Source organism: Methylobacterium phyllosphaerae, assembly GCF_001936175.1.
Taxonomy (GTDB): Bacteria; Pseudomonadota; Alphaproteobacteria; order Rhizobiales; family Beijerinckiaceae; genus Methylobacterium; species Methylobacterium fujisawaense.
On record NZ_CP015367.1, the window covers coordinates 4230696 to 4256017 of the forward strand.

Consider the following 25322-nt stretch of genomic DNA (forward strand, 5'->3'; position numbering starts at 1 on the left):
CCGCCCGCCCGTTCCGCGCGGGCCTGCCGCACCCCGTGTCCGGCGGGGGCACCGACGTTCCGCCGGGCGCCGCCCGGTCCGGCCCGACCGCACCGCCCAGGATGCGGCCGCCTGGCGCCCGACCGCGGCCTCCGGATCTCAGCCCTCGCCCCCGATGATGCCGCGGATGCGGGTGGCCAGCGCCTCCAGGGCGAAGGGCTTCGTCATCACCTGCATGCCGGGGCCGAGATGGCCGTGGTTGAGGGCGGCGTTCTCCGCGTAGCCGGTGATGAACAGGACCTTCAGGTCGGCACGGTGCTGGCGGCCGGCATCGGCCATCTGGCGGCCGTTCATGCCGCCGGGCAGGCCGACATCGGTGATGAGCATGTCGATGCGCACGTCCGACTGGAGCACCTTCAGGCCCGAGGCCCCGTCCGCCGCCTCGATCGCCGCGTAGCCGAGGTCTTCCAGCACCTCGGTCACCAGCATCCGCACGGTGGGCTCGTCGTCCACCACCAGGACCGTCTCGCCCTGCTCGGCGCGGGGGGCGTGGGCGAGGTCGGGCAGGCTCGCCTCGGCCTCCGCCTCGCCGAGATGGCGGGGCAGGTACAGGCAGACCATCGTGCCCTGGTCGATCTCGGAGTAGATCCGGACCTGCCCGCCGGACTGCTTGGCGAAGCCGTAGATCATCGACAGGCCGAGGCCGGTGCCCTCGCCGATCGGCTTGGTGGTGAAGAACGGGTCGAAGGCCTTGGCGACCACGTCGGGGGTCATGCCGGTGCCGTTGTCCGAGACGCAGAGCGTGACGTACTGGCCCGGCTCCAGCTCGCGCTCCTGGGCGGCCCGGTGGTCGAGCCAGCGGTTGGCCGTCTCGATGACGATGCGGCCGCCCTCCGGCATCGCGTCCCGGGCGTTGATGCACAGGTTGAGCAGCGCGTTCTCGAGCTGGCTCGGGTCGACCAGCGTCGGCCACAGGCCGCCGGCCCCCACCGACTCGATCGCCACGGCGGGGCCGACCGTGCGGCGGACGAGGTCCATCATGCCCTCGACCAGACGGTTCACGTCCGTCGGCTTCGGGTCGAGGGTCTGGCGGCGCGAGAAGGCCAGCAGGCGGTGGGTCAGGGCGGCGGCGCGCTTGGCCGCCCCCTGCGCCGCGCCGATGTAGCGGTCGAGGTCGCCGACCCGGCCCTGCAGCATCCGGGTCTGCATCAGCTCCAGCGAGCCGACGATCCCGGCCAGCATGTTGTTGAAGTCGTGGGCGAGCCCGCCGGTGAGCTGGCCGACCGCCTCCATCTTCTGCGACTGGCGCAGGGCCTCCTCGGCGCGCATCAATTCGGCGGAGCGCGCGGCGACCCGCTGCTCCAGGGTCTCGTTGAGGCTGCGCAGCGCCGCGGTGACCCGGTCCCGCTCCGCCTCGACGGCCTTACGCTCGTCCACGTCGATCAGGACCCCGGGGAAGCTCAGGGGCGTGCCGTCCGGCGCATGGTCGACGCGGCCGTTCGCCTCCAGCCAGTAGTAGTTCCCGTCGGCACGGCGGACCCGGTACTGGTGCGCGTAGGCGCCCCCCCGGGCAATCGCGGCCGTGATGGCCTCGGCCAGGCCGTCGCGGTCGTCGGGATGTACGGTCTCCACCACCTGGGCGAGGCTCAGGCCCTCGCGGCCGAGGGCCGGATCGAGGCCGAAGCTGCGGGCGAAGGCCTCGTCGACGGTGAAGCGGTCGCTCGGCAGGTCCCAGAACCACGTGCCGATGATCGCGCCGGCCGCGAGGGCGAGCTGCACGCGCTGGATGTTGGTGCGGGCGAGCGCCTCGCTGGCGCGCAGCGCGTCCTCCGCCTGCCGGCGCGCCGTGACGTCCCGGAACAGCACCGAGACCTGACGCCGTCCCGGCGGCTCGACCCGGGCCGCCGAGACGTCGATGAAGCGGTCGGCCTGCGCGAAGAAGCGTTCGAACCGGATCGGGCGGCCGGTGCGGAGCACCCCGCCGTACAGGTCGAGCCACGCATCCGCGTCCTCGGCCGCGACGAGGCCGCGCAGGGTCCGTCCGACGATGTTGGGAATGCCGGTGTGGCGCTCGTAGCCCGGATTGGCCTCGATGTGGACGTAGTCGCTCAGGGGGCCGTGCGGGCCGTCGAAGAACTCGATGATGCAGAAGCCGTCGTCGATGGCGTCGAACAGCGTCCGGTAGCGCTCCTCGCCGGCGCGCAGGGCGTCCCGGGCCTGCCGCTGCTCGGTGATGTCGCGCGCCACCCCGGAGAACCGCACCGGGCGCCCGTGGACGTCGCGCTCGATCTCGCCCTGCCGCGCGATCCAGCGGATCTCTCCGGTATCCGGCCGCCGGATCCGGTAGGTGACGTCGCGCGGGGCGTCGCCCCGGCGCCGGCTCGCTGCCGTCGAGACGAGAGTCTGGTCCTCCGGCAGGATCAGGGCCTCGACGATCTCGGCCGGGTAGGTGCTGCGCTCCGGCAGGCCGTAGAGCCGGCAGAATTGCGGGGTCGGGTGCAGGAGCCCGTCGTCGACCCCCACGGTGAACAGGCCGATCCCGCCCGCCTCCTGCGCCCGCAGCAGACGGGCCTCGGCCTCCCGGAGCGCCCGGTCGGCGGTGTCGAGGTCCAGGCTGTCCTGGAGCACCGCCACGTAGCCGACATGGGCACCGGCCTTGTCGCGCAGCGGCGTCACCGAGCCGGACATCCGCCGGCGGCCGCCGACGGCGCGCAGGTGCCAGTCCGCGTCCGCGACGTCGCCCTCGTCCAGGGCCCTGCGCAGAGCGGCCGCGGGATGGCCCGCCGCCCGGTCCTCGGGCGTGAACAGCGCCGCGAAGGGCTGGCCGCCCATCGCCTCCGCCGTCCAACCGAGGATGTCCTCGGCGCCGGCGTTCCAGGCGGTGATGCACCCGTCGCGGTCGAGGGCGATGGCGGCGAACCGGGCGGCGCCGTCGGGGATCGGCGGCGCGCCGCCGGTGCCGGTGGTCGCCGCCCGCGCCCGCAATCCGGCGGCCTCCTCCTCCAGCGCGCGGGCGCGCCGCAGGAGCATGTCGGTCCCTGTCGCGTCCACGCTCAGGGTCCGGGCGTCGCGACGGGCTCCGCCGCCGGCCGCGCGGACGCGACGGGGCCGATCTGCGCGAGGCGGTCGGGGCTGGTCGCCGGGGCGGGGAGGGCCGGTGAATCGGGCACGGGACTGGCGCTGTGACAGAGGTGGCGGGTCGTGGGGGCCTTCTGCCGGAAACGGACCTGGGACGCCACGGGAACGCACCATAACGCGCGGAAACCGCCAAGGCTGCGTCGGCCGGCCCGCGAGGACCGGGTCAGTGCGGCTCGGCGAGGCGGCAGGTGGCGCCGCTCGCGCGGGGCCAGCCGTAGTAGATCGTCTCGGCCTGCACGTCGGCGAGGCCCACGACCTCCGGCACCGAGGCCTGCTGCGTGTCGAGCACCGCCCCACCGGCCCCCGTGAAGGTACACAGGACGGTCACGTTCGTCGCCAGGTCCGGACCGGTGTTGCGCAGGTTGACCATCGCCCGCTGCGGCTCGTGGGAATCCGGTGGCGTGTGGAGCCGGGTCTCGCGAAGGACGAGGGCGGCGTCGGCCCGCGTCGGCGTCGCGCACGTGACGATCAGGCCGGCCGCCAAGAAGGCGGCGGCCGGCCGCGACGTCCGAATCCTGCGCATGATCCGTCCCTCCCATCCTCGCGCCGGGGCCCGGCCCCCGCTTCGGTCAAACTTGGGAACCGGCATCCCGGTTCTCCGCGCGGTGCGTCCGGCGCTTCATACCGGGCTCAGTTGCGCAGCGGCTTGGCGTCGATCTGCATCCGGTAGATCGTCGTCGGGAACTTAACCGCCGAGGCCTCGCCGCCGTTCATCGCCGGCGTGCGGTTCATCTGCGCCGCCGGGATCCACAGGCCGCCCTGCTCGTCGATCCACATCGCGTCGACCCAGACGAGCCGCGGGTCCTGCACCAGGGTGCTCATCGTCCCGTCCGGCGCGATCTTGAGGATCCGCAGGCCGTCCGTGTCGCTCGCGTAGATCGTGCCCGCCGCGTCGATGGCGGTGCCGCCCGTCGCCACGGTGGCGGCGTGGAGCTTGACGTGCTTGGCGCGCTCGTCGTCGCTCACGGTCGCGTCGTCGAGATACCGGGTCTCGATGCTGTAGAGCGGCCCGGTGCAGGCCTGATAGTAGAAGGTCTTGCCGTCCGGCGAGACCTCCAGCTGGTCGGCGTGGATGAAGAGCAGCCTGCCCTGGTCGTCCCGGAGCACCCGGCCCTGGCCGGTGAGCGGGCGCTGCGCGATGGTGGACCAATGGCCGTCGAGCACCCGCCGCAGGCCGCCGGTCTCGCGGTCGAGGACGATCAGCCCGGGCTGGCCGGCATCCGTCAGGTAGATGTGGCTGCCGTTGAAGCGGAAATCGTCGATGAAGCTCTTCTCGCCGGTCGCCGCCTGCAGCGGATAGACCTTGCGCACGGCGTTCGTGGCGAGGTCGATCTGCACGAGCTTCGGGCCGCCCGGCAGCGGCGCCGCGCCCATGCCCGGCGCGCCCTTGTCGACCACCCAGAGGTCCCCGTCCGGCCCGATCCGGATGGCGTTGACCGCCACGAAGGCCTTGGCCGGATCGTCGCCCGGCTTCCAGGCGTTCCAGGCCGCGTCGGGGAACGGGACCGCCTTGCCGTCCCGCCACTCGCCGAGTTCGAGGCCCGTGTCCTTGCTCTGCCGCTGGAACGGGGAGAACAGCCGGCCGTCCGGGGATCGGGTGATGCCGTTGAACACGAGGCTGTCCGATTTCACCATCGGCTTGAGGGCGTCGGACTCGGCCGGCGCCTCGGCGGCGCGGCCGGGCGTGCCTAGGGCGGCGGCCAGCAGGAGGGCGAGGAGCGTGGCGCGCATGGCGGTATCCCGGTCCGATGGTGAAGCGTCCGGGCCGGTAAGCCCGCAGGGCGCGCGGTGTTCCCTGCCGATCCCGTCGGCCGCAACCGAACCTCCGACGCCCCGGCCCCGCCGGGGGCGCCTGCGACGCTCCGCCGGGGCTGGATCCTGCGAAAATGAGAACATATAATGAACAAACGACGCGGGCCGCACGGGGCGGCCGAGGAGGAGCGAGGGATGGCCAAGTACCGGTTCCACTGCACCAACGGCCTCGAATGCGTGTTCGATGCCCGCGGCACCGAGGTCCGCGCCGCGGCACGCCTGGTCGATCGGGCCCGGAAGGTCGCCTCCGACGTGCGGCAGTCGCTGGCGAACCGGACCGACTGGGCCGAGTGGCGGGTGAGCGTGCACGATCTCTCGGGCCGGCGCGTCCTGGTCCAGCCCTTCGAGGGGGCGTCGGGCCGCGCCAGGGCGGCCTGAACGATGGCGCCGCTCCGGACGGGCGCGGATCCGGTCGCCGGCGAGCCGGATCAGACGATCCGCCCTCTGAGCCTGTCCGAGTTCATCGGGCAGCGTGCGGCGCGGGCGAACATGCAGGTGTTCATCGAGGCGGCGCGGAAGACCGGCCAGGCGCTGGACCACGTGCTGTTCGTCGGCCCGCCGGGTCTGGGCAAGACGACGCTCGCCCAGATCGTGGCGCGCGAACTCGGCGTGAACTTCCGCTCGACCTCCGGCCCGGTGATCGCCAAGGCCGGGGACCTGGCCGCGCAGCTCACCAACCTGGAGGAGCGCGACGTCCTGTTCATCGACGAGATCCACCGGCTCAACCCGGCGGTGGAGGAGATCCTCTACCCGGCCATGGAGGATTACCAGCTCGACCTGATCATCGGCGAGGGCCCGGCGGCGCGCTCGGTCAAGATCGAGCTGCCGAAGTTCACGCTGGTGGGCGCCACGACCCGGGCGGGGCTGCTGACCACGCCGCTGCGCGACCGGTTCGGGATCCCGATCCGGCTGGAATTCTACGAGATCGACGAGCTGGAGCAGATCGTGGCGCGCGGGGCGCGGGTCCTGGGCCTGGGGATGTCGGCGGAGGGGGCCAACGAGATCGCCCGGCGGGCGCGGGGCACGCCGCGGATCGCCGGGCGTCTCCTGCGGCGGGTGCGGGACTTCGCCGTTGTGGCGGAGGCCGAGACGGTGACGCGGGCGATCGCCGACCGGGCGCTGCAGCTGCTCGACGTGGACGCGGCCGGGCTCGACGTGATGGACCGCAAGTACCTGAGCCTGATCGCGCGCTCCTTCGGGGGCGGCCCCGTGGGGATCGAGACGATCGGGGCGGCCCTGTCGGAGCCGCGCGACGCGATCGAGGACATCATCGAGCCGTATCTCATCCAGCGCGGCTTCGTGCAGCGCACCCCCCGCGGCCGCGTCCTCACCCGGCACGCCTACCGCCACATGCAGCTGCCGGAACCCGGGGCGGCCCCGGTGGCCGCCTGAGGCTGCGGCCCGACGGACGGCGGCCGTGCCGGCGGATGGCGACGCGCCGCCCGCCCGTCCCTCAGGCCCTGCGACGCACCGCGCCGGCGTCGTGGTCCATCCGCTGGAGCAGGTCGGCGAGGGGCATCGGCCGGCCGATGTGATAGCCCTGGACGTAGCGGCTGCCGTGCCGCCGCGCCACGTCCAGCTGGGCCTGCGTCTCGATCCCCTCGACGATCCCGTCGAGACCGAGGTTGCGGCACAGGTCCAGGATCGTGGAGATCAGGCTGCAGCCCCGGTCCGTGTTGATGTCGACCATGAAGCTGCGGTCGATCTTGATCTTGTCCAGCGGCAGGCGGTGGACGTAGCCCAGGCTGGAATAGCCCGTCCCGAAATCGTCGAGCGCGATCTTGATGCCGAGGCTGCGCAGGGCGGTGATGGCCGCCTTGGCGTGATCGAAGTCGCGCATCAGGGCGGTCTCGGTGAGTTCGAGCGTCAGCCGGCGCGGGTCGAAGCCGCTGCCCTGCACCGCGGCCAGGATCGCCAGGACGGTCTCCGGCGAGGCGAGATCGTGGGCGGAGAGGTTGAAGGACAGGCCGGTCTCGGGCGGCAGCCGCGCGCCGTCGGCGAGCGCCTTGCGCAGGAGCAGGAGCGTGACCGTGTGGATCATGCCGCAGCGCTCGGCTGCCGCGATGAACCGGTCCGGCCCGACCTGGCCCAGCGACGGGCTCGTCCACCGCGCCAGACCCTCCACGAAGGCGATCCGTCCCGTCTCCGTGTCGAGGATCGGCTGGTAGTGCAGGACCATCTCGGCGGCGAGGTCGGCCGTCCGCAGGGCCGTCTCCACCGCCTGCTCGGCATGGATGGCGTCCTTGTGCTCCTGCGAGAACAGGGTCGTCGCGCCGCGCCGCTGCTCCTTCGAGTGGTAGAGCGCGTAGTCGGCGCGGTCGAACAGGGCGTCCGCGTCGCGCGTGGCCTTGCAGAAGAGGGCGAGGCCGCCCGAGCAGCCCGTGACGACCCGGATGTCGCCGATCCGCGTCGGCTGCTGCAGCGCCGTGCAGATGCCGTCGCAGAAGGCGAGCGCCGCCGCGGCCCCTTCGGACGCTCGGAGAATCACGCCGAATTCGTCGCCGCCCAGCCGCGTCACCACCACGTCGGCGCTGGCGAATTCCGCGAGGCGCCGGCCGGCTTCCGCCAGGACGCGGTCGCCGACATTATGCCCGTAGGTGTCGTTGATCGGCTTGAAACGGTCGAGGTCGAAGATGGCCAGGGCGAAGGGCGCGCCCGCCTCCGAGGGCGAGCGGATCGCCTCGTCGAGCTTCTGGAAGAAGTAGCGGCGGTTCGGCAGGCCGGTCAGGCTGTCGGTCTGGGCAAGGCGCGCATTCTCCTCGGAGAGCCGGCTCGCCACGGCCTGGGACGCCACGAGGTCGACGAAGGCCCGGTAGTTGGTGTTGAGGGTCCGGACCATCACCACCGTCACGAAGGCCGTGTTCGCCGCGATGGCGAGGAAGACCTTGTTCCCGCTCGTCACGCAGCAGAACAGGAACACGCTCATGACGATGCCGGTCACCAGGAAGGCCGCGACCGGCAGATGGGTCAGGCAGAAGATGCAGGCGATCACCGTGACGGCCACGAAGATCGCCGCGTGGCCCTGCTCGTAGGGGCCGCCGAACCCGGTCAGGACCATCGCCCAGACCACGAAGACGATCGAGAAGAAGATCGTGAGCACCGTGGTCCGCCGCAGATGATGGACCGCCTGCGCCTCGCTCAACGTCTCGGGCCGCAGGCGCAGCCAGTGGACCCCGCGGATCAGGCACAGCGAGATCACGACCGCCGGAATGCCGAGCGTCAGGATGGCGGGCGCCAGGGCATAATGCGTCGCGGCGAGCGCGCAGGCATTGACCGAGAGCAGTCCGTAGAGGGACGGGACCTGTTTCTGCAGTTCCGCGAGCTGACGGATGGCGGTCAGGCCGCGCGGGGATTTGGTCAGCGCCGCGATCAGTGTCGACAGAGCGTGTTTCGGGCGGTTCATTGGATCTGCAGCTGCGCGATTTTCGCATTACTATTTTCCTTTCATTAAGGAGCCATTTAAGCGGCGCGCGCGGGCGGTGGTCAGGCACGACCCGGATTCGCGTCCTGGACAGCCCCGTCGCAACAGCCCCGGACGCTTGGCTCGCCGACCGGACTGATCTTCGATCGCGGCCGGCACACCGTGATGGACGGGGCTGGACCGTGATCCGTCTTGTTGCGTTGGACAAATCGTGAATTATTTACTGTATTGGTCTTTGGTTGCTGTGCGGCAATGAAACATTCTAGATCAATACAATTGTTCAGTTCCGCGCATTTCAGGTGATCCGGGAAGGCCTCCGATTGCCCGCAGGGCGCATCCCGGCGATGATCGTCGGGACGGCCGCCACGCGGCCGCCGGAACGTGTCTGGAGAGTGGTCGATGAGAATCCCTGCCCGTGCCGTCCGGCCCGCGATCCTCGTGGGCGGCCTGCTCGTGGCCGCCGGGCCGCACGGGGCTGCGGCCGGACCGGGGCGGCCCGAGACGATCCACGTGACCTTCGCCTGTCCGACGGGGCGGACGCTGGCCGTCACGTTCGTGAACGGCGCGGGGCCGGAGCAGGCAATCGTCCGGCCGGGCGACGGCGGCGCCGTCACCCTGCCGGTGCAGCTGAGCGGGTCGGGGTTCCGCTATGCCGACGCCACCCACGAGCTGCGGGGCAAGGGGCGGTCGGTCACGTGGACCGACGGGTCCGGCAAGCCCATCACCTGCACCGATCAGACGCCGGCCGGCTCCGGGCCGCGATAGGCGGTGCCGCATCCGGGCCGCCGGGTCCGGACGCGGATGCCTCCCGTCCGGTCACGCTTCGTGTCCCGGCGCGCCGGGCCATCGGGACGATCCGCGTCGCGGCGGCCGAGCGGATCCGGGCGGTGACCCGCCTGCCATCGGGGCGATCGCCCAGGAGGCCGGATTCGCCAGCCGCGTGCGGATGCGCCGCGCGATCCGCCGGGCCGCTCGCAATCGTCCGAACCCGCGGGGCCCGTCACGGGCCGGTCACGGGCCGGTCACGGCCCGGACATGGCCGCGTCATCGCGGGTCGCGCCCGTTGCGAGCGGCGCTCCCTGGCCCGGCCGCGCGCGACCCGCTAGGAACCGCCCGTCCCGGAGACCGAAGCGTCGGCGTCCGGCGGCGGCCCCCCTCGACGCGGAGAACGCCCTTGCCTGCGGCCCCGTCGCGCTTCGACGCCGTTCTCCTCGATCTCGACGGCACCCTCGTCGACAGCCTGGCCGATCTCCGGACGGCCCTCAACGCGACCCTGGCGCAGGAAGGCCTGCCGCCGGTCTCGGCCGCCGCGGTGCGGGCGATGGTGGGCGACGGCGCCCTGGCGCTGCTGCAGCGCGCCCTGCGGGCCTCCGGTGGCGACGCCGACCGGGCGGCGGAGCTGCTGCCGGCCTTCCTGGCCGTGTACGAGCCGATCGCGGCGGCCGGCACGGCCCTGTTCCCCGGCGCGGCGGAAGCCGTCCGCGCGCTCCGGGAGGCGGGCCTCGCGCTGGCGATCGTCACCAACAAGCCGGCCCGCGCCACCGGCCTGATCCTGGATGCGGTGGGGCTGACGCCGCTGATCGACACGGTGGTGGGCGGCGACACGCTGCCCCAACGCAAGCCCGATCCCGCGCCGCTCCGGGAGGCCCTGCGCCGGCTGGGGGTCGAGCCCGGCCGGGCCGTCATGGTCGGCGACATGCACCACGACATCGCGGCGGCCCGCGCGGCGGGCGTCGCCGCGATCCTGGCCCGCTACGGCTACGGGCGCCCCGAAGACGCAGACGCCGCCGACGCCGTCCTCGACGACATCGGCGGCCTGCGGGTCCTGATCGGGGCGCTGCCCGGGGCGCTGGCGTCGGGCCGCGCCCCGGCCTCCTAGCGCCTCGCCGCGAGGGCGCGGCGGCCGGAGACGCCCGGCGCCCGGGCGGTCCGTTCGCGGAGGGCGGCCGGCAGCGGCGCGAAGCGGGCCGCGCCGACGCGGTCAGGGCGCCGCGATGGCCTTCTCGACGAAGGCGATGACGCCGGCGATGTAGCGCTGGATCGGGATGCCGCGCTTCCGGTGCTTGGCCCGCTTCACGTACCAGTCCTGCAGGAGCGGCTTGATCAGCGCGGCGGTGAGATCGACGTCGGCGACCGCGAAGACGCCCGCCGCAACGCCGCGGGCGAGGACCTCGGCGAAGATGCGCTCCGTGGCGGCCTCGCTCTCCGTCGCCATCGTCCGGGCGGGGGCCGGAAACCCCTTCGCCTCCATGAAGGCGAAGACGAACCAAGGCTGCATCGCCTCGGTCAGGCGGATATGGGTCTCGATCAGCCAGCGCAGATGCGCGGCCGGATCCCCCTCGATCCCCGCGGGAGCCTGCCGCAGGACGGCCTCGGCCGTCTCGGCCACCTCGGTGAGGATCATCACCAGAAGCGTGTTCTTGTTGTCGAAGTACGAGTAGAGCCCGCCCATGCTGAGGCCCGAGGCCTGGGCGAGGTCGCGCAGGCTGGTCTCGTGGAAGCCCTGCCGGCTCGACAGCTTCAGCACCGCCTCGATGATCCGGGCGAGGTTGGCGGTGGCGACGTGATCCTTCCGGACGCTGATCCGGTCCCGGTGCCGCGCCAGGATCCGCGCGCAGATCGCCGCGGTCGCGTAGGCGTCCTTCGCCGGCAATTCGGCCGGACGGGCGGACGGGGGAGCGTCAGCGGGTCTCATCGATCCATCGTCGCGCGGGCCGGTCGGGGCGACGGCCGAAGACGGTCCCCGTCCCTTGGCCCGTTGCCAGTCGCCCTTAGCGCGTTGCCAGATCCGAATCCAGGCGATAAAAAGCGAGCGCTCGCTCGATTTTTATCGCCTGGGCCGGCACAGCAGGTGGGCTCATGGATTTCACCATCTCCCCGCGCGTCGAGGATTACCGCGCCCGGATCGCGGCCTTCGTGGACACGCACATCCTGCCGCTGGAGGCCGATCCGACGGCCTATGACGGCCACGGCAACATCAGCCTCACCGAGCTGGCCCGGCTGCGGGGTCTCGCCCGCGACCAGGGCCTGTGGTGCCTGCAGCTGCGGCCCGAGACCGGCGGCGCCGGTCTCGACAGGGTCGGCATGGCGGTCTGCTACGAGGCCATGAACCGGTCGATCTTCGGGCCGGTCGTGTTCAACGCGGCCGCGCCGGACGACGGCAACATGATGGTGCTGGAGAAGGTGGCGACGCCGGCCCAGAAGGCGCGCTGGCTCGCGCCGATCGTCGACGGACGGGTCCGCTCGGCCTTCGCCATGACCGAGCCGCATCCCGGCGGCGGCTCCGATCCGGGGATGATCCAGACCCGGGCCGAGCGGCGGGGCGACCGCTACGTGGTCACCGGCCGCAAGTGGTACATCACCGGCGCCGAGGAGGCCGCGCACTTCATCCTGATGGCGCGCACCTCCGACGACGCGCGCAAGGGACTGACCGCCTTCCTGTTCCACAGGGACCAGCCCGGCTGGCGGATCCTGCGCCGCATCCCGATCATGGGGCCGGAGGAGCATGGCGGCCATTGCGAATTGCTGTTCGAGGGCCTGGAGATCCCGGCCGAGAACGTGCTGATGAGCGAGGGCGACGGCCTCAAGCTCACCCAGATCCGCCTCGGGCCGGCGCGGCTGACCCACTGCATGCGCTGGCTCGGCCTGTCGAAGCGCTGCGTCGCGATCGCCCGGGCCTATGCGGCCGAGCGGCACGGCTTCGGCGTGCGCCTCGCCGACCGGGAGAGCATCCAGCTGATGCTCGGCGACCTCGCCATGCGGATCGAGATCGGCCGCCTCCTGGTGATGAAGGCAGCCTGGGCGCTGGACCAGGGCAGCTTCGCCCGCAAGGAGGTGTCGATGGCCAAGGTGCACGTGGCCAACCTCCTCCACGCGGCCGCCGACACGGCGATCCAGATCAACGGCGCCCGGGGCTATTCCACCGACACGCCGCTGGAATGGATCTACCGCTACGCCCGGCAGGCCCGCCTCGTGGACGGGGCCGACGAGGTCCACAAAATGGTGCTCAACCGCAATCTGGAGGCCGAGGGCGACGCCTTCTGGTCGTGGGGTGTCGGGGCGTGAGCACGGCCTCGTCCAGGCTGTCCGCTGTCCCATCCGCCGATCGGCCGAGTAAGCCATGGAGCCCAAGACGATGACCGATGTCGTGATCACAGGCGCGGTGCGCACCGCGATCGGCACCTTCGGCGGCGCGCTCGCCGGAACGCCCCCCTCCGTCCTCGCCGCCCGCTGCGTCGCGGAGGCGCTGCGCCGCGCCGGGACCGCGCCCGAGGCGGTCGGCCACGTGGTTCTCGGCAACGTCATCCCGACCGAGCCGCGGGACGCCTACATCGCCCGCGTCGCCGCCCTGGAGGGCGGGATTCCCAAGGAGGTGCCGGCCATGACGGTCAACCGCCTCTGCGGCAGCGGCCTGCAGGCGATCGTCTCGGCCGCGCAATCCATCCTGCTCGGCGACGCCGAGACGGCCCTGGCCGGCGGCGCCGAGAGCATGAGCCGCGCGCCCCACCTCCTGACCACCGGGCGGACCGGGTCGCGCATGGGCGATGCCGTGCTCGTCGACTACATGCTCGGCGCGCTGACCGACCCGTTCGGCAACGGCCATATGGGCGTCACCGCCGAGAACGTGGCCGAGCGCTACGCCATCCCCCGCGCCATGCAGGATGCCTTCGCGGCCGAGAGCCAGGCGCGCGCCGCCCGGGCGATCCGCGAGGGCCGGTTCCGCGATCAGATCCTGCCGATCGACGTGCAGCGGAAGCGCGAGACGGTGGCCTTCGACACCGACGAGCACCCGAAGGCCACGAGCGCCGACGACCTCGCCGAGCTCCGCCCGGCCTTCTCCAAGACCGGCAGCGTCACGGCCGGCAACGCCTCGGGGCTGAACGACGGCGCCGCCGTCCTGGTCCTGTCCAGCGCCGCGCAGGCCGAGCGCGACGGCGCGACGCCGCTCGCCCGGATCGTCGGCTATGCCCATGCGGGCGTGGACCCGTCCGAGATGGGCATGGGCCCGGTGCCGGCGGTGCGGCGCCTGCTGGAGCGGACCGGGCTGCGGGCGGGGGATTTCGACGTCATCGAGTCGAACGAGGCCTTCGCGGCCCAAGCCTGCGCGGTCTCCCGCGCCCTCGACCTCGATCCCGACACGGTCAACCCCAACGGCGGCGCCATCGCCCTCGGCCACCCGATCGGCGCCACGGGGGCGATCATCACCGTGAAGGCCCTCTACGAGCTGGCCCGGACCGGCGGCCGCTACGGTCTCGTGACCATGTGCATCGGCGGCGGTCAGGGGATCGCCCTGGCCCTCGAGCGCGTCCAGTGACGCGGCCCTGAACCCCCATGCTGGACGCAGGTCAAAGGACGGCGCTCTGCGCCTGGATCGGCCGGACCCTGGGGGCCGGGACGGTCACCCTCGACGACATCCGGCCGCTGACCGGCGGCTCGATCCAGGAGAACTGGATGCTGGCCTGCCGGGTCGACGGCGGCGAGCGGGGCTTCGTCCTGCGCAAGGACGCGCCGGCCACCATCGCGTCGAGCCGCCCGCGGGCTGAGGAGTTCCGGATCCTGCGCGCCGCCTTCGCGGCCGGCGTGCGGGTGCCGGAGCCGGTCGGATTCTGCGCCGATCCGGGCGTGGTCGGGGCGCCCTTCGCCCTGATGGGGCTCGTCTCCGGGGTCGGGCTGGGGCCGCGGGTGGTGAAGGACACGCGCCTCGGCGGCGACCGGGCGGCCCTGGCCGAGCAGCTCGGGCGGGAGCTGGCCCGGATCCACGGAATCCTGCGGGCCGATGGCCCCGGCCGCGCCGCCCTGGCGGACGACCTCGCCTTCCTCGGTGCGCCCGACGCGCATCCGGCGCTCACCGAGATCCGCACCCTGCGGGCGAATCTCGACGGGATCGGCGCCGTGCGCCCGGCCCTCGAATGGGGCCTGCGCTGGGCCGAATGCCACGCGCCGCCCTGTCCCGAGCCGGTCCTGGTGCATCGCGACTTCCGCACCGGCAACTACATGGTCGATGCCGAGGGCCTGACCGCGATCCTCGATTGGGAATTCGCCGGCTGGGGGGATCCGGTCCAGGATATCGGCTGGTTCTGCGCCGCCTGCTGGCGGTTCGGCCGGCCCGACCTGGAGGCCGGCGGCATCGCCCCGCGGGCCGCCTTCTACCGCGGCTACGAGGCCGAGAGCGGACGCAGGATCGACCCGGAGGCCGTGCGCTACTGGGAGATCATGGCGCATCTGCGCTGGGCGGTGATCGCCCTGGAGCAGGGCCACCGCCACGTCTCGGGCCAGGAGACGTCGCTGGAGCTCGCGCTCACCGGCCGGATGGCGCCCGAACTCGAAGCCACGATCCTGCGCGAGACCGCGCCCGAACGATGGGGAGCCCGATGAGCGCCGCCTTCCCGGACGCGCCCGCGGGCGCCGCCCTCCTGGCGGTGGCCCGGCAGAGCCTCCTCGACGAGGTCGCCCCCGCCCTGTCGGGGCGCCAGCGTTACGTCCTGCTGATGGCCGCCAACGCGATGGGCATCGTCCTGCGGGAGATCGAGCAGGAGGGTGCCGCCGCCGAGGCCTGGGCGCGGGTGCTTGGCGTGCTCTCCGCCGAAGGGGACGCCACCGAAGGGGACGCCGCCGAAGGGGACGCCGCCGAAGGGGACGCCGCCGAAGGGGACGCCGCCGAAGGGGACGCCGCCGCGCCGGCGGCTCTGGTCGCAGCCATCCGCGCCGGCCGCTGCGACGGCGACGCGGCGCTCCACGCGGCACTGGTCGAGACGACGCGGATCGCCGCCGGCATCTGGAAGGCGCCGGGATAGCGGCCCGCGGGTCGCGCAGGGCGTGCGGGTGCCGCCGCGGAGGCGGGCCGCGTGGCCCCGGCCGGTCTCCCGGCGTCCGCGTCCGGGGCGGGCGCGGGAACGACGGCCGCCACGACGGTGCGTTCCCTCAGTAGGTCCGGCCGGTGCGCTGGCGCCGGTCGAAGCGGCGGCCGACATAGGCGATGAGCTTCGGCACGATGAAGGCCGTCAGGATCTTGCGCAGCATGGGGGCCTCCTTCAGCGGGTGCGGCGGACGAGCCAGCCGGCCGCGAAGGCGAGCGCGGCCAGACCCAGCAGGGTGTTCGTGCGGTTGGCCTCGACCGTGCGGATCGCCTGCCGGCCGTAGACCGCGCCACGGCGGCGCACGTCCCGGGCGCGTTCGCGGCCCTCGCCGATGAGATGGTCGGCCCGCGTCCGGGCGGCCTCGGCCAGATGGCGGCCATCGTCGGCCAAATCCTCGGCCCGGTCGCGGGCGCGACCGTAGGCATACTGAGCGCCGCCGGCCACTTGGTTCACGGCGCCGCGCACTTGGCGGGCCGGGTCACCGGTCAGGCCGCCCAGGGCGGTCTGGGCGCGACCCTTGAGGTGACGGGACGCGCCACGGATCTGGTCGCGGTTCATGCTGCTCTCCTGTCTCGGGGTGATGGGACCTCGCCGGGGGGCTGCGGCGCCGGTGGCCCGGCGCCGCGGGATGAGGATCAGTGCTTGCCGGTGATCTTGTCGGCGAGGGTCTTGGCGCCGTCCTTGACGTCGCCGACGGTCTTCTGGGCCTCGCCCTTCAGCTCCTGCGCCTTGCCCTCGGCCACCAGCTTGTCGTTGCCCGTGGCCTTGCCGGCCGCCTGCTTGACGTTGCCGACCGCCTCGTTGGCCAGGCCCTTGATCTTGTCGGTGGTGCTGCTCATCGCGTGTGCTCCGTGCGGTTGGAGGGGGGGCGGGGATCCCGGCCGGGCGCGTTCCGCCCGCCGGGGATGGGCGGCGCCCGCATGGAGGCGCGGGCGCCGAGGGCGGTCAGACGCGCCGGGTCTCGTAGGCGCCGAGCAGGGTCGCGGGCTTCGGCGCGCCCAGGCGGCCGCCGAGGAAGGCCGCCAGGGCCCCGAGGATCAGCGCCAGCGCCGCGTAGAAGGCGCCCTGCGTGGCCGCCGACTTGGCCGTCACGGCCGCGGCCTCGGCCTTCTGCTTGGCGGTGGCCACCGCCTGGTCGTACTGCGTCTCGTAATCCTGGATCTGCTGGCGGGCCTGATCGACCGGGATGTTCTGCGCCTTGGCCAGGGCGTCGGCCGCGCGGGCCTCGGCCTGCTGCTTCTGCGACGCGTCACCCGTGAACAGCGCCTTGATCGCCGCCACCGCCGCGTCGCGGGCCGCCTGCGGGTCCTGGCCGGCGGTCTGCTGGCGGACCTTCTGCTCGATGCCGTCCAGCGGGTTCGAGATCTTCGCCAGCGACGGCGCCGCCGCCTGGGCCGCCGTCTGCACGGTGCCGCCCACGAGGTTGCCCGCGCCGCCGAGCGCCCCCGAGACCGTGCTCAGCGTGCCGCCGACCAGGCCGCTGGCGGCCGAGGTCAGCAGGTAGAGCACGACCAGCGTCGTCACCGCCCAGGACACGAGACCGTGCAGGGCGGCCGCGCCCGGCAGGGGCTTGCCCGAGAGCCGGCCGGCGATCAGGCCGCCGGCCAGCGAGGCGACGATGCCCGAGGCCACGAACCAGATGCCGGCGCCCATCGAGGCGGTGGAGGCGGAGGGATTGTCGGCCGCCGTCGTGCCCACCGAGGCCAGGCCCACCCCGACGCCGACGAGGTTCACGATCACCTGGGTGACCAGGGCGGTGACGGCGCCGGCGAAGATCGCCCCCCAGGACACTTGGTTGAGCAGGACGGCGCGCGTGTCGGCGTGCGCGTCCGGCGCGAGGGGCGTTGCTACGGTCTGGATGGTGGTCACGCTGTGTCACTCCGGTGGTGGTGGTCGTCGTAGGTCGTCGCAAGGGGGGGGCGCCGGTGGGGGCGTCGCCAGGGGACCTCGCGGTGGGGCGGCGCCGGCGAGGGGGCTCAGTCGCGGGCGCCTCATCCCGCGCGGAAGAGCCCTGGCCGCGCGGAAGATGAGGGCGGACATCGCCCGATCAATGGTCCGTCTATACCGGTACGGCAGTATTCATCCGTCAGGCCTGCTCAGCGGAAAGCCGTTCTCGCGCCCCCACACCACCGCCTCGCTGCGCTTGTGGATGCCGATCTTGCGGTACAAGGCGGCGCCGTGATTGCGCACCGTGTTGCGCGACAGGCCGAGCTTGCGCGCGATCGCGTCGTCGCCGAGCCCCGAGCAGATCAGGTTGAGGATCTGGCGCTCGCGCACCGTCAGGTTCGGCGCCGCCCCCTCGGCGGCCTCCCGGCCGGGGCGGCGCAGGGTCGCGAGCTTCTCGATCAGCCCGCGGCTGAACCACGACGTGTCGGCCATCACGGTCTCGATCGCGTCGAACAGCTCCCGCTCGGTGTGCTTGCGCTCGGTGATGTCCTGCAGGACCAGCAGGGCGAACTCGGCATCGTTGATGGTCACGCGCTCGGCCGAGACCAGGCAGTCGAGATTCGTCCCGCTCTCGTGGCGCAGGCACACCTCGACCCCGAGGACGTAGCCGTGCCGGTCGAGGGCGGCCTCGACCTGCAGGCGCTGCTTGTCGGCGACCCACAGCCCGGCCTCGTCGAGGCTACGCCCGACGATCCGGTCCTCGCCGTGGCCGAAGACCCGGCTGAACGCCTCGTTGATGCCGGTGACCTGGAACGTGTCCGCCCGCACCAGCACGGTCGGCACCGGCGTCATCCGGAACGCCTTGGCGAAGCGCTCCTCGCTCTGGCGCAGGGCCGTCTCGGCCTTCCGGCGCAGTTCGAGGTCGGCGAAGGTGAACAGCATGCACGGCTCGTCGCCCATCGCGATCGGCTGGCCGGCGACGATCACGAAGCGGCTGCCGCCGTCGGGCAGGTCGAGGCAGGCCTCCATCTGGGGGATCGTGCCGCCGGACTCGAGGCGCCCGACCGCGAGGTCGCGGTTGCGGGCGCCGGCCAGGACGTCGACCTCGTAGACGCTGCGGCCGATCACGGCGTCGCGGGTGAAGCCGGTCATCTCCAGGAAGCCGGTGTTCACCTTGACGTGGCGCAGGTCGGACAGGCGGGTGATCACCGCCGGGGCCGGGTTGGCGTTGAAGGTCCGCTCGAACCGCTCCTCGGCCTCGAACTGGTCGGAGACGTCCTTGAGGATCAGCGCGAGGCAGCTCGGCTTGCCGTCGCGGTCCGTGGCCACGAGGCTGCGCAGCGAGTGGACGAAATCCATCTCGGGCTTGTCGGCCCGGCGCACCTCGACCACGACATCGTGGAAGCGCTCGCCGGCGACGACGCGCTCGATCGGATACTGGTTGGGCGCGACGTTGTTGCGGTAGCGCAGGCAGAACCGGTCCCGGTACGCGTCCACGGTCGGCCCGAGCTCGTCGAGGCTCTCGGCGCCGTGCATCGCCAGGGCGGCGGCGTTGGCGTACGCGATGGTCTGGTCGGGCTCGACCAGGATCACGCCCTCGCTCAGGCCGGCGATGATCTGCCGGAGTTCATGCCTGTCGACGCCCGCCGTCACCGCTCTCGCACCCCATGCCGCGCTCGCCGCCCCTCCGGCAGCCGGGCACAAACGGGTTGCGCACAAGCAGGTTCCCTCACCTAAGTTATTTTCTTGGTATACACGCATCATCGACGCGAGCGTTTTGAGCCAAGGATTGATGCTCGGCCCGTCGAGGCGTTGTCTCGCGCAGATCGCCGGCGAACCGCCCAGCAGACCTGGGCGTGCCGAACGTGCGGATATCGACCGAACACCGGGCCAGAAGCGCCGGGGCCGGTGCGACCCCGGGGCGGATCTTCGCGACCACTGTTTAGAAGTTGCAGAAGTCGATGCCGCATCGCGTCCGGGGCACCGGCCGGCCCGCCTGCCGGCCGTGTCGGGCACCGTGGGCCGCGCCGCCTGGGCGGCGGGCCTTCGCGGAACTTCTCCTGACGGGAGCGGTCGGGCGTCCGGATCGGCGGCGTGAAAAAAGCGCGCCGTACTGGTACAAATCTCTCATTTGAAAGAACGTGTTAGGGGCCATATCGGGGCTGCGGGACGTGCCGTGGGGCCCCAGGCTTCCACGGCATCCCACCCCTTTGTCGAGGTTGTGCCGGGCGGATGGCCCTCTTGTCCGGCACGGCCGCGAGGCCGGACGCCCGCGCCACTCCGGGCGCGCGTCCGGCCCGTTGCCCTTTCAGGCCCGCAACCGATCGGCCCTGTCGATGATCCGGCTGCGGATGAACCGCGCCCGCGCTTCGAAATCACCACAGAGGAGACGATGATCCGACTTCGTGCTGCACTGCTCGCGCCCGCCCTGTTCCTCGCCGTCGGCGTTCCGACGGGAGCCTACGCGGCCAACCGGTTCGATGGAGCCTGGTCGGTCATAGCCACCGCGGAGAGCGGGAGCTGCACGGGGCCTTACAGCTACCCGATCGTCATCCGGGACGGGACCGTGGACGATGCCGGCGGCAACGGCGTCGACGCGTCCGGCCGGGCGGGCGCGGACGGCCGGATCACCGGCACTATCCGCAAGGGGCTCGCCAGCGTCCTGGTCTCGGGCCGTCTGCGCGGATCCGCCGGAACCGGCCGCTGGTCCCTGTCGGGGCTCGGCGCCTGTGCGGGCCGCTGGACCGCGCGCCGCACGGGATAGGGCACGGGGTAGGGCAGGGCCGCGGCCGATCCGTCGCGGGCCGACCCGCGACGGTCAGACAACCAGGATGGCCCAGCCGTGGGGCGGAAGGGTCACCCGGGCGCTCGGGCCGCCGGCTTCCGCGAGATCGCCTTGGCCGGCCTCGATCGCCCGGGCATCCGGGACCGGCAGCGGAACGGCCGCGTCGGCGAGGTTCAGGGCCAGCAGGACGCGCGCGGCGCCGTCGCCCAGCACGACCACGAGCTGCTCGTTGGCGAGGTGCAGGGTCCGTGTCCGCGCGCGGTGCAGCCCGGCATGACGCCGCCGCAGCGCAATGAGGTCCCGGTGCAGCCGGTAGATCGGCCAGCCGTACGGGGCGAGGTCCGCGGGCGTCGGCGGGAAGGCCGGCCGGATCGCGTCGTCGCCGCCGACCCGCTCCTCCTTCACGCCGCGGAAGGCCTGCTCGTCGCCGGCATAGATCGAGGGCGTTCCGCCGCAGGTCAGCAGGATCGCCAGGGCGTGCGGCAGGTGCCGGTCGTCCGTGAGCCGGCTGGCGATCCGCGTCACGTCGTGGTTGCCCACGAAGGTCAGGGGCGCGAACGTGTCGAGGCAGCCGTTGTGCCGGTCCAGGGCGTGGGCCAACTCGAACAGGTTGCGATCGTTGAGGGCGCTCCAGATCGCCTTCCACAGCTCGTACTGGGTCACCGCATCCATGCCGGTGTCCCGCACGAAGCGGGCGTAATCGCCGTGGATCACCTCGCCGACGATGTAGGCCTCCGGGTGGGCGATGCGGACCTGCCGCAGCACGCGCGCCCAGAAGTGCGGGGGGACCGCGTAGGCCGCGTCAAGCCGCCAGCCATCGGCGCCGCGGGCGATCCAATGGTCCATGACGGCGGCGACATGATCGGCGACCTGCGGCGCGTCGTGATTGAGCGTCACGAGTTGCCGATGGCCCTCGAAGCAGGCGTAGTCCGGCTCGATGCCCGGGCCGGAGCCCCGCGGCCAGGACAGCCTGAACCAGTTGGCCTGCCGGGCTTCGGGCCCGTTGCGCAGGACGTCCTGGAAGGCGGGATGGGCCCGCCCGACATGGTTGAACACCCCGTCGAGCAGGACGCGGAGGCCGCGGGCACGGGCCGCGGCGATCAGCGCGTCGAAATCGGCCTCATCGCCCAGGCGCGGATCGATCCGGAAAGGGTCGATCGTGTCGTAGCCGTGCGTGGAGGCCGCGAAGATCGGCCCGAGCGCCAGCCCGGACACGCCGAGCTCCACCGCGTAGTCGAGCCAAGCCTGCAGGTGGGAGAGGCGATGCACGACCGGTGCGGCCGGGTCGGCCCGGTCGGGGGCGCCGACGAAGCCGAGGGGGAAGACCTGCCACCAGACTGTCTGTTCGATCCAGGGCGCCACCCGGCCTCCGCCTGTCGTCAATCGGGAGCGAACCCCGGTCCGCCGCAATGGTTGCAGGGCCGCCGGTCCGGACGCGGCCGCGCGGCGTGAGACGGCCCGCGGTCGCCCATCCCTCCGCGCCCGCGGATCAGGCGCGGTCCGAGGGCCAGCAGGCTTGAGATCGGTGATCGGACAGGGGCGCAGGGCGCGAAAATCGCGGCCGGTTACCGCTAAGTCCTGGTTGCGACGGCGATATCGCCGCGTCGCCAGGATGCTGAATTGTCACCAGGAAGGCCTGGTGGAGCTGAGGGGATTCGAACCCCTGACCTCCGCAGTGCGATTGCGGCGCTCTCCCATCTGAGCTACAGCCCCGTCGAGGCGCCGGCCTTGTAGGCGCGGGCGGCTCAGCCTGTCAATTCCCTGTTTCAACGTCGCCCGCCGCGCGCCGCTCCGGCGCTGGGGTGCGGGCGCCCCGAGGATAGCGCGCGGACCTGCATGAACGCCCTGATCTGGCTCTTCGACACGGTCGTCCAGCTTTTCATCTATGTCCTCATCGCAAGCGCGGTTCTCAGCTGGCTGGTGGCGTTCAACGTGGTGAACGTGCGCAACCCGATCGTCGCGCAGATCGGCGAGGTGCTCTACCGGCTGACCGAGCCGGTGCTGCGGCCGATCCGCAACCTGCTGCCCAATCTCGGCGGCGTCGACATCTCGCCGATCATCCTGATCCTGCTGCTGCTGTTCATCAGCCGCCTGCTGCACGAGTACGCCGTGCCCGCAACCTACGTTTACGCGCAGTAGGACCGAACGCCCGTGAAGACGAATCCCGGCCGCTTCTTCGAGGATTTCCGCCTCGGCGAGACCATCCGCCACGCCACCCCGCGCACCGTGACGGTGGGCGACGTGGCGCTCTACACCGGCCTCTACGGGCCGCGCTTCGCCGTGCAGTCGTCGGACGCCTTCGCCCGGGCCATCGGCTACCCGAAGAGCCCGCTCGACGACCTGCTCACCTTCCACATGGTGTTCGGCAAGACTGTCCCGGACGTCTCGCTGAACGCGCTGGCCAATCTCGGCTATGCCGAGGGCGGGTTCCGGCGGCCGGTCTATCCGGGCGAGACGCTCTCCACCGTGTCGGAGGTGATCGGCCTCAAGGAGAGCTCGAACCGCCAGACCGGCGTGGTCTATGTCCGCTCGGTGGGCTCCGACGAGCGCGGCGAGACCGTGCTGAGCTATTGCCGCTGGGTCCTCGTGCGCAAGCGCGACCCCGAGGCGGCCATCGCCGAGGAGCACGTGCCGAGCCTCGCCAAGGTGGTCGACCCGCAGGATCTCGCGGGCGCCCTGCCGAAGCTCTCGGCCGCCGCCTACGACACCGACCTCGCCGGCAGCCCGCACCGCTTGGCGGATTACGCGGTCGGTGAGAAGATCGACCACGTCGACGGCATGACCGTCGAGGAGGCCGAGCACCAGATCGCCACGCGCCTGTTCCAGAACACCGCCAAGGTGCATTTCGACGGGCTGGCCGCCAAGGACACCCGGTTCGGCCGGCGCCTGATCTACGGCGGCCACGTCATCTCGCTCGCCCGGGCGCTGAGCTTCAACGGGCTCGGCAACGCCTTCGCCCTCGCGGGCATCAATGCCGGCCGCCACGTGGCACCGCTGTTTGCCGGCGACACGGTCTATGCCTGGAGCGAGGTGCTGGCCACAGCCGATGTCGGCCGCGACGATATCGGGCTCCTGCGCCTGCGGACGGTCGCCACCAAGAATCAGTCTTGCGGCGCCTTCCCGGACCGCGCGGGCGAAGGCTACGACCCGGCGGTGATTCTCGACCTCGACTACTGGGCCTTCGTCCCGAAGTAGGGGGCCGATCAGGGGGCCGCCTCCCGGCACCGCTGCGCGGCGGTGCCGGCAGAGACCGCCTCAGCGGATCCCGCCGCCGACCACGCCCGCCTCGACCGCCAGCGAGAGGCGGTCCGTGACCGCCCACTCGACGCCGACGCCCGCGACCGGCCGCACCGCGATGTCCTGGCGCGTGAACGGCAGCGACCCCGGGGTCGGCCCGACGCGCAGCGTCTGGTGCAGGGCCAGGGCGCCGGTCTTGGCGTAGACCAGCACGTCCGGCGCGACGAGGGTGCCGACCTTCACCTCCAGGGACCCGGCGAAGTCGTTGGAATAGGCGAGCCGCCCGAAGCCCGGCGTGAGGGTGCCGTCGAGCCCGGCCAGATAATCGAACCCGCCGCTGATGCCGTAGAGGATCGGGCCCTCCTGCCACATCCGGCCGCCCTCGAACCCGATCGTCGGGCCCGAATAACTGCCGAAATGCCGGGACGTGCTGACCGCGTAGCCGGTCGAGAGGCGCGCGTAGGAGCCGGTCCAGCGGCCATACGCGTCCTCGGGCATCTGCGGCCAGGCGAAGGAGGGCAGCGGCGCGAAGCCGACGGACGGCCAGAACAGCGCCTGGGCGGCGGCGGGACCCGCCGGGAGACACGCGGCCCCGAGCCCGAGACCGGCCCCGAGCGCGAGACCGGCCGCGAGGCGGCTGAACGGACGGGAATCGGCGCGTCTGATCATCCCGCCATCCTAGCCGAAGCTCCCCGCCCGCGACAGGCGGAACCCGCGCACCCGCGGGATCGTGCGCGGCGCGCCGGGGCCGGCGTGCTCAGCAGGCGGCGACGTTGACCGCGAGGCCGCCCAGGGAGGTTTCCTTGTACTTGGCCTGCATGTCGTGCCCGGTCTGGCGCATGGTCTCGATGACCTGGTCGAGGCTCACGAAATGCACCCCGTCACCGTGCAGCGCCAGGGAGGCGGCGGCCACCGCCTTGTTGGCGCCGAAGGCGTTGCGCTCGATGCAGGGGATCTGCACCAGGCCGCCGATCGGGTCGCAGGTCATGCCGAGATGGTGCTCCATGGCGATCTCGGCGGCGTTGGCCACCTGGGGCGGCTCGCCCCCGAGGATCGCGGCGAGGCCCGCCGCCGCCATGGCCGAGGCCGAGCCGACCTCGCCCTGGCATCCGACCTCGGCGCCCGAGATCGAGGCCCGGCGCTTGATCAGCCCGCCGATGGCCGCGGCGGTGAGGAGGTAGTCGCGGCCGCGCGACTCGCTCCAGCCGGGGCAGAAATCCACGATGTAGCGCAGCACCGCGGGGACGATCCCGGCCGCACCGTTGGTCGGCGCCGTGACGATGCGGCCGCCGGAGGCGTTCTCCTCGTTCACCGCCAGGGCGAACAGGCTGATCCAGTCCATGATCTCGTGGGCCGGACGGCTGTTGGACAGCCGGTTCGCTTCGAGCGTCGCGTGGAGCCGCTTGGCGCGCCGCCGCACCTTGAGGCCGCCCGGCAGCTCGCCGTCCATGCGCAGACCCCGGGCGATGCAGGCGAGCATGGCGTCGCGGATGGCATCGAGCCCGGCCTCGATCTCCGCGTCGGAGCGCAGGGCGCGCTCGTTGGCCATCTGGACCTGCGGAATCGTCAGGCCGGTCTCGGCGCAGGTCCGCAGGAGGTCGGCGCCGCTCTCGAATGGATACGGCAGCGCCACCGCGTCCAGGCCGGCGGTGCCGGGCTCGTCCTCTTCTTCCACGAAGCCGCCGCCCACGGAGTAGCAGACCACCTCGTCCAGAAGCCCGCCGGCAGGATCGTAGGCGCGAAAGCGCATGCCGTTGGTGTGGCGCGGCAGCACCTCGGTGAAGTTGAAGAGAAGGTCCCGCGTGCCATCAAAGGCAATGCCGGGCAGGCCGAGGGCGCCGGTCTCGGCGAGGGCCTGCGTGTAACCGGCCACGGCGTCGGGATCGACGGTGGCGGGCTCGTGCCCCAGGAGGCCGAGGTAGATCGCCACGTCGGTGCCGTGGCCGCGCCCGGTCCAGGCGAGGGAGCCGAAGATCTCCGCGCTCACCCGCGCGACGCCGGACCGGCCGGCGACGCGGTCGCGGAAGCGGCGCGCGGCGACCATCGGGCCGATCGTGTGCGAACTCGACGGGCCGATCCCGATCTTGAACAGATCGAAGGCGCTGATCATGGCGTGGCGTCTCTCCCTATCGGCCCGGGCCCCGGACGCGGCCCTGCAGGAAGCCGGCCATGCGGGTCCCGCAGGAACGCCCGCCGGGTCCGCGCC

The 25322-nt window shown here is 72.4% G+C and carries 23 protein-coding genes and 1 tRNA gene; 11 read left to right on the plus strand and 13 right to left on the minus strand.

Features of this window, described 5'->3' with window-relative positions; all coding sequences use genetic code 11:
- Positions 1-138: 138 nt before the first annotated feature.
- The 3 genes from MCBMB27_RS19220 to MCBMB27_RS19230 form a co-directional block, all read right to left on the minus strand.
- Positions 139-3030, minus strand: a complete 2892-nt coding sequence (locus MCBMB27_RS19220) for a hybrid sensor histidine kinase/response regulator (protein WP_210187528.1) — start codon at positions 3028-3030, stop codon at positions 139-141.
- Between the two features lie 250 nt (positions 3031-3280).
- The gene (locus tag MCBMB27_RS19225; protein WP_043351061.1) at positions 3281-3640 is read right to left on the minus strand and encodes a hypothetical protein; all 360 of its coding nucleotides are present in this window, start codon (positions 3638-3640) and stop codon (positions 3281-3283) included.
- A 107-nt stretch (positions 3641-3747) separates the two neighbouring features.
- On the minus strand, positions 3748-4848 hold the full coding sequence (locus MCBMB27_RS19230; RefSeq protein WP_075381070.1) for an SMP-30/gluconolactonase/LRE family protein: 1101 nt from the start codon (positions 4846-4848) through the stop codon (positions 3748-3750).
- A gap of 216 nt (positions 4849-5064) precedes the next feature.
- Here MCBMB27_RS19230 and MCBMB27_RS19235 point away from each other — a divergent pair, with 216 nt between their 5' ends.
- Entirely contained in the window at positions 5065-5307 is a 243-nt protein-coding gene (locus MCBMB27_RS19235; RefSeq protein ID WP_043387267.1) for a DUF6894 family protein, read from the plus strand.
- A gap of 3 nt (positions 5308-5310) precedes the next feature.
- Positions 5311-6321 (plus strand): Holliday junction branch migration DNA helicase RuvB, encoded by a 1011-nt coding sequence (gene ruvB, locus MCBMB27_RS19240; protein WP_043759692.1) that lies wholly within the window; start codon positions 5311-5313, stop codon positions 6319-6321.
- Between the two features lie 61 nt (positions 6322-6382).
- Here the strand turns inward: ruvB and MCBMB27_RS19245 are convergent, their stop codons facing one another.
- Positions 6383-8332: a putative bifunctional diguanylate cyclase/phosphodiesterase gene (locus MCBMB27_RS19245; RefSeq protein WP_075381071.1), complete on the minus strand. Its 1950-nt coding sequence runs from the start codon at positions 8330-8332 to the stop codon at positions 6383-6385.
- Between the two features lie 417 nt (positions 8333-8749).
- On the opposite strand from MCBMB27_RS19245, the gene MCBMB27_RS19250 reads away from it, so the two are divergent.
- Positions 8750-9115 (plus strand): MliC family protein, encoded by a 366-nt coding sequence (locus MCBMB27_RS19250; protein ID WP_043351262.1) that lies wholly within the window; start codon positions 8750-8752, stop codon positions 9113-9115.
- A 409-nt stretch (positions 9116-9524) separates the two neighbouring features.
- Positions 9525-10229, plus strand: coding sequence for a phosphoglycolate phosphatase (gene gph, locus MCBMB27_RS19255; protein ID WP_075381072.1), 705 nt, complete (start codon positions 9525-9527; stop codon positions 10227-10229).
- A 102-nt stretch (positions 10230-10331) separates the two neighbouring features.
- Here the strand turns inward: gph and MCBMB27_RS19260 are convergent, their stop codons facing one another.
- Positions 10332-11045: a TetR/AcrR family transcriptional regulator gene (locus tag MCBMB27_RS19260; protein WP_075381073.1), complete on the minus strand. Its 714-nt coding sequence runs from the start codon at positions 11043-11045 to the stop codon at positions 10332-10334.
- Between the two features lie 164 nt (positions 11046-11209).
- Here MCBMB27_RS19260 and MCBMB27_RS19265 point away from each other — a divergent pair, with 164 nt between their 5' ends.
- The 4 genes from MCBMB27_RS19265 (at position 11210) to MCBMB27_RS19280 (ending at position 15144) form a co-directional block, all read left to right on the plus strand.
- Complete coding sequence (locus MCBMB27_RS19265) at positions 11210-12415, plus strand: acyl-CoA dehydrogenase family protein (protein ID WP_043379413.1); 1206 nt, start codon at positions 11210-11212, stop codon at positions 12413-12415.
- Between the two features lie 70 nt (positions 12416-12485).
- On the plus strand, positions 12486-13664 hold the full coding sequence (gene bktB, locus MCBMB27_RS19270) for a beta-ketothiolase BktB (protein WP_075382032.1): 1179 nt from the start codon (positions 12486-12488) through the stop codon (positions 13662-13664).
- Positions 13665-13681: 17 nt separating this feature from the next.
- Positions 13682-14725: a phosphotransferase family protein gene (locus tag MCBMB27_RS19275; RefSeq protein ID WP_043759698.1), complete on the plus strand. Its 1044-nt coding sequence runs from the start codon at positions 13682-13684 to the stop codon at positions 14723-14725.
- A complete protein-coding gene (locus tag MCBMB27_RS19280) occupies positions 14722-15144 on the plus strand; it encodes a DUF6285 domain-containing protein (RefSeq protein ID WP_075382033.1) in 423 nt (140 codons plus the stop codon). The genes MCBMB27_RS19275 and MCBMB27_RS19280 overlap by 4 nt, the downstream gene beginning before the upstream one ends.
- Before the next feature lie 237 nt (positions 15145-15381).
- On the opposite strand, the gene MCBMB27_RS19285 is transcribed toward MCBMB27_RS19280, so the two are convergent.
- The 4 genes from MCBMB27_RS19285 to MCBMB27_RS19300 all read right to left on the minus strand — a co-directional run bounded on the left by MCBMB27_RS19285 (position 15382) and on the right by MCBMB27_RS19300 (position 18747).
- Entirely contained in the window at positions 15382-15765 is a 384-nt protein-coding gene (locus tag MCBMB27_RS19285) for a CsbD family protein (protein WP_043350215.1), read from the minus strand.
- Between the two features lie 77 nt (positions 15766-15842).
- Positions 15843-16046, minus strand: coding sequence for a CsbD family protein (locus tag MCBMB27_RS19290; protein WP_043350217.1), 204 nt, complete (start codon positions 16044-16046; stop codon positions 15843-15845).
- Positions 16047-16152: 106 nt separating this feature from the next.
- Positions 16153-17076 (minus strand): hypothetical protein, encoded by a 924-nt coding sequence (locus tag MCBMB27_RS19295; protein ID WP_043350219.1) that lies wholly within the window; start codon positions 17074-17076, stop codon positions 16153-16155.
- 210 nt (positions 17077-17286) lie between these two features.
- Positions 17287-18747 carry a helix-turn-helix transcriptional regulator gene (locus tag MCBMB27_RS19300; protein WP_043350222.1) on the minus strand — a complete coding sequence of 487 codons (1461 nt, stop codon included), beginning with the start codon at positions 18745-18747 and terminating at the stop codon, positions 17287-17289.
- Positions 18748-19486: 739 nt separating this feature from the next.
- On the opposite strand from MCBMB27_RS19300, the gene MCBMB27_RS19305 reads away from it, so the two are divergent.
- The gene (locus MCBMB27_RS19305; protein WP_053609382.1) at positions 19487-19858 is read left to right on the plus strand and encodes a hypothetical protein; all 372 of its coding nucleotides are present in this window, start codon (positions 19487-19489) and stop codon (positions 19856-19858) included.
- A gap of 54 nt (positions 19859-19912) precedes the next feature.
- On the opposite strand, the gene MCBMB27_RS19310 is transcribed toward MCBMB27_RS19305, so the two are convergent.
- Positions 19913-21241 carry an alpha-amylase family protein gene (locus MCBMB27_RS19310; RefSeq protein ID WP_075381074.1) on the minus strand — a complete coding sequence of 443 codons (1329 nt, stop codon included), beginning with the start codon at positions 21239-21241 and terminating at the stop codon, positions 19913-19915.
- Between the two features lie 275 nt (positions 21242-21516).
- A tRNA-Ala gene (locus tag MCBMB27_RS19315) sits at positions 21517-21592 on the minus strand.
- A gap of 123 nt (positions 21593-21715) precedes the next feature.
- Here MCBMB27_RS19315 and MCBMB27_RS19320 point away from each other — a divergent pair.
- Positions 21716-22018 (plus strand): YggT family protein, encoded by a 303-nt coding sequence (locus MCBMB27_RS19320; protein WP_010684838.1) that lies wholly within the window; start codon positions 21716-21718, stop codon positions 22016-22018.
- 12 nt (positions 22019-22030) lie between these two features.
- Positions 22031-23074 carry a MaoC family dehydratase gene (locus MCBMB27_RS19325; RefSeq protein ID WP_075381075.1) on the plus strand — a complete coding sequence of 348 codons (1044 nt, stop codon included), beginning with the start codon at positions 22031-22033 and terminating at the stop codon, positions 23072-23074.
- 60 nt (positions 23075-23134) lie between these two features.
- Here MCBMB27_RS19325 and MCBMB27_RS19330 read toward each other — a convergent pair whose 3' ends face one another.
- The gene (locus MCBMB27_RS19330) at positions 23135-23785 is read right to left on the minus strand and encodes an outer membrane protein (RefSeq protein WP_043759709.1); all 651 of its coding nucleotides are present in this window, start codon (positions 23783-23785) and stop codon (positions 23135-23137) included.
- A gap of 88 nt (positions 23786-23873) precedes the next feature.
- On the minus strand, positions 23874-25226 hold the full coding sequence (locus tag MCBMB27_RS19335; RefSeq protein ID WP_043759710.1) for an L-serine ammonia-lyase: 1353 nt from the start codon (positions 25224-25226) through the stop codon (positions 23874-23876).
- Between the last annotated feature and the right edge of the window lie 96 nt (positions 25227-25322).

Excerpts from the sequence above, each read along its gene's own strand:
- MCBMB27_RS19225 (WP_043351061.1), bottom strand. The coding sequence starts at position 3,640 with ATGCGCAGGATTCGGACGTCGCGGCCGGCCGCCGCCTTCTTGGCGGCC.
- MCBMB27_RS19230 (WP_075381070.1), bottom strand. The coding sequence starts at position 4,848 with ATGCGCGCCACGCTCCTCGCCCTCCTGCTGGCCGCCGCCCTAGGCACG.
- MCBMB27_RS19235 (WP_043387267.1), top strand. The coding sequence starts at position 5,065 with ATGGCCAAGTACCGGTTCCACTGCACCAACGGCCTCGAATGCGTGTTC.
- ruvB (WP_043759692.1), top strand. The coding sequence starts at position 5,311 with ATGGCGCCGCTCCGGACGGGCGCGGATCCGGTCGCCGGCGAGCCGGAT.
- MCBMB27_RS19245 (WP_075381071.1), bottom strand. The coding sequence starts at position 8,332 with ATGAACCGCCCGAAACACGCTCTGTCGACACTGATCGCGGCGCTGACC.
- MCBMB27_RS19250 (WP_043351262.1), top strand. The coding sequence starts at position 8,750 with ATGAGAATCCCTGCCCGTGCCGTCCGGCCCGCGATCCTCGTGGGCGGC.
- MCBMB27_RS19260 (WP_075381073.1), bottom strand. The coding sequence starts at position 11,045 with ATGAGACCCGCTGACGCTCCCCCGTCCGCCCGTCCGGCCGAATTGCCG.
- MCBMB27_RS19265 (WP_043379413.1), top strand. The coding sequence starts at position 11,210 with ATGGATTTCACCATCTCCCCGCGCGTCGAGGATTACCGCGCCCGGATC.
- bktB (WP_075382032.1), top strand. The coding sequence starts at position 12,486 with ATGACCGATGTCGTGATCACAGGCGCGGTGCGCACCGCGATCGGCACC.
- MCBMB27_RS19275 (WP_043759698.1), top strand. The coding sequence starts at position 13,682 with ATGCTGGACGCAGGTCAAAGGACGGCGCTCTGCGCCTGGATCGGCCGG.
- MCBMB27_RS19280 (WP_075382033.1), top strand. The coding sequence starts at position 14,722 with ATGAGCGCCGCCTTCCCGGACGCGCCCGCGGGCGCCGCCCTCCTGGCG.
- MCBMB27_RS19285 (WP_043350215.1), bottom strand. The coding sequence starts at position 15,765 with ATGAACCGCGACCAGATCCGTGGCGCGTCCCGTCACCTCAAGGGTCGC.
- MCBMB27_RS19290 (WP_043350217.1), bottom strand. The coding sequence starts at position 16,046 with ATGAGCAGCACCACCGACAAGATCAAGGGCCTGGCCAACGAGGCGGTC.
- MCBMB27_RS19305 (WP_053609382.1), top strand. The coding sequence starts at position 19,487 with ATGATCCGACTTCGTGCTGCACTGCTCGCGCCCGCCCTGTTCCTCGCC.
- MCBMB27_RS19320 (WP_010684838.1), top strand. The coding sequence starts at position 21,716 with ATGAACGCCCTGATCTGGCTCTTCGACACGGTCGTCCAGCTTTTCATC.
- MCBMB27_RS19330 (WP_043759709.1), bottom strand. The coding sequence starts at position 23,785 with ATGATCAGACGCGCCGATTCCCGTCCGTTCAGCCGCCTCGCGGCCGGT.
- MCBMB27_RS19335 (WP_043759710.1), bottom strand. The coding sequence starts at position 25,226 with ATGATCAGCGCCTTCGATCTGTTCAAGATCGGGATCGGCCCGTCGAGT.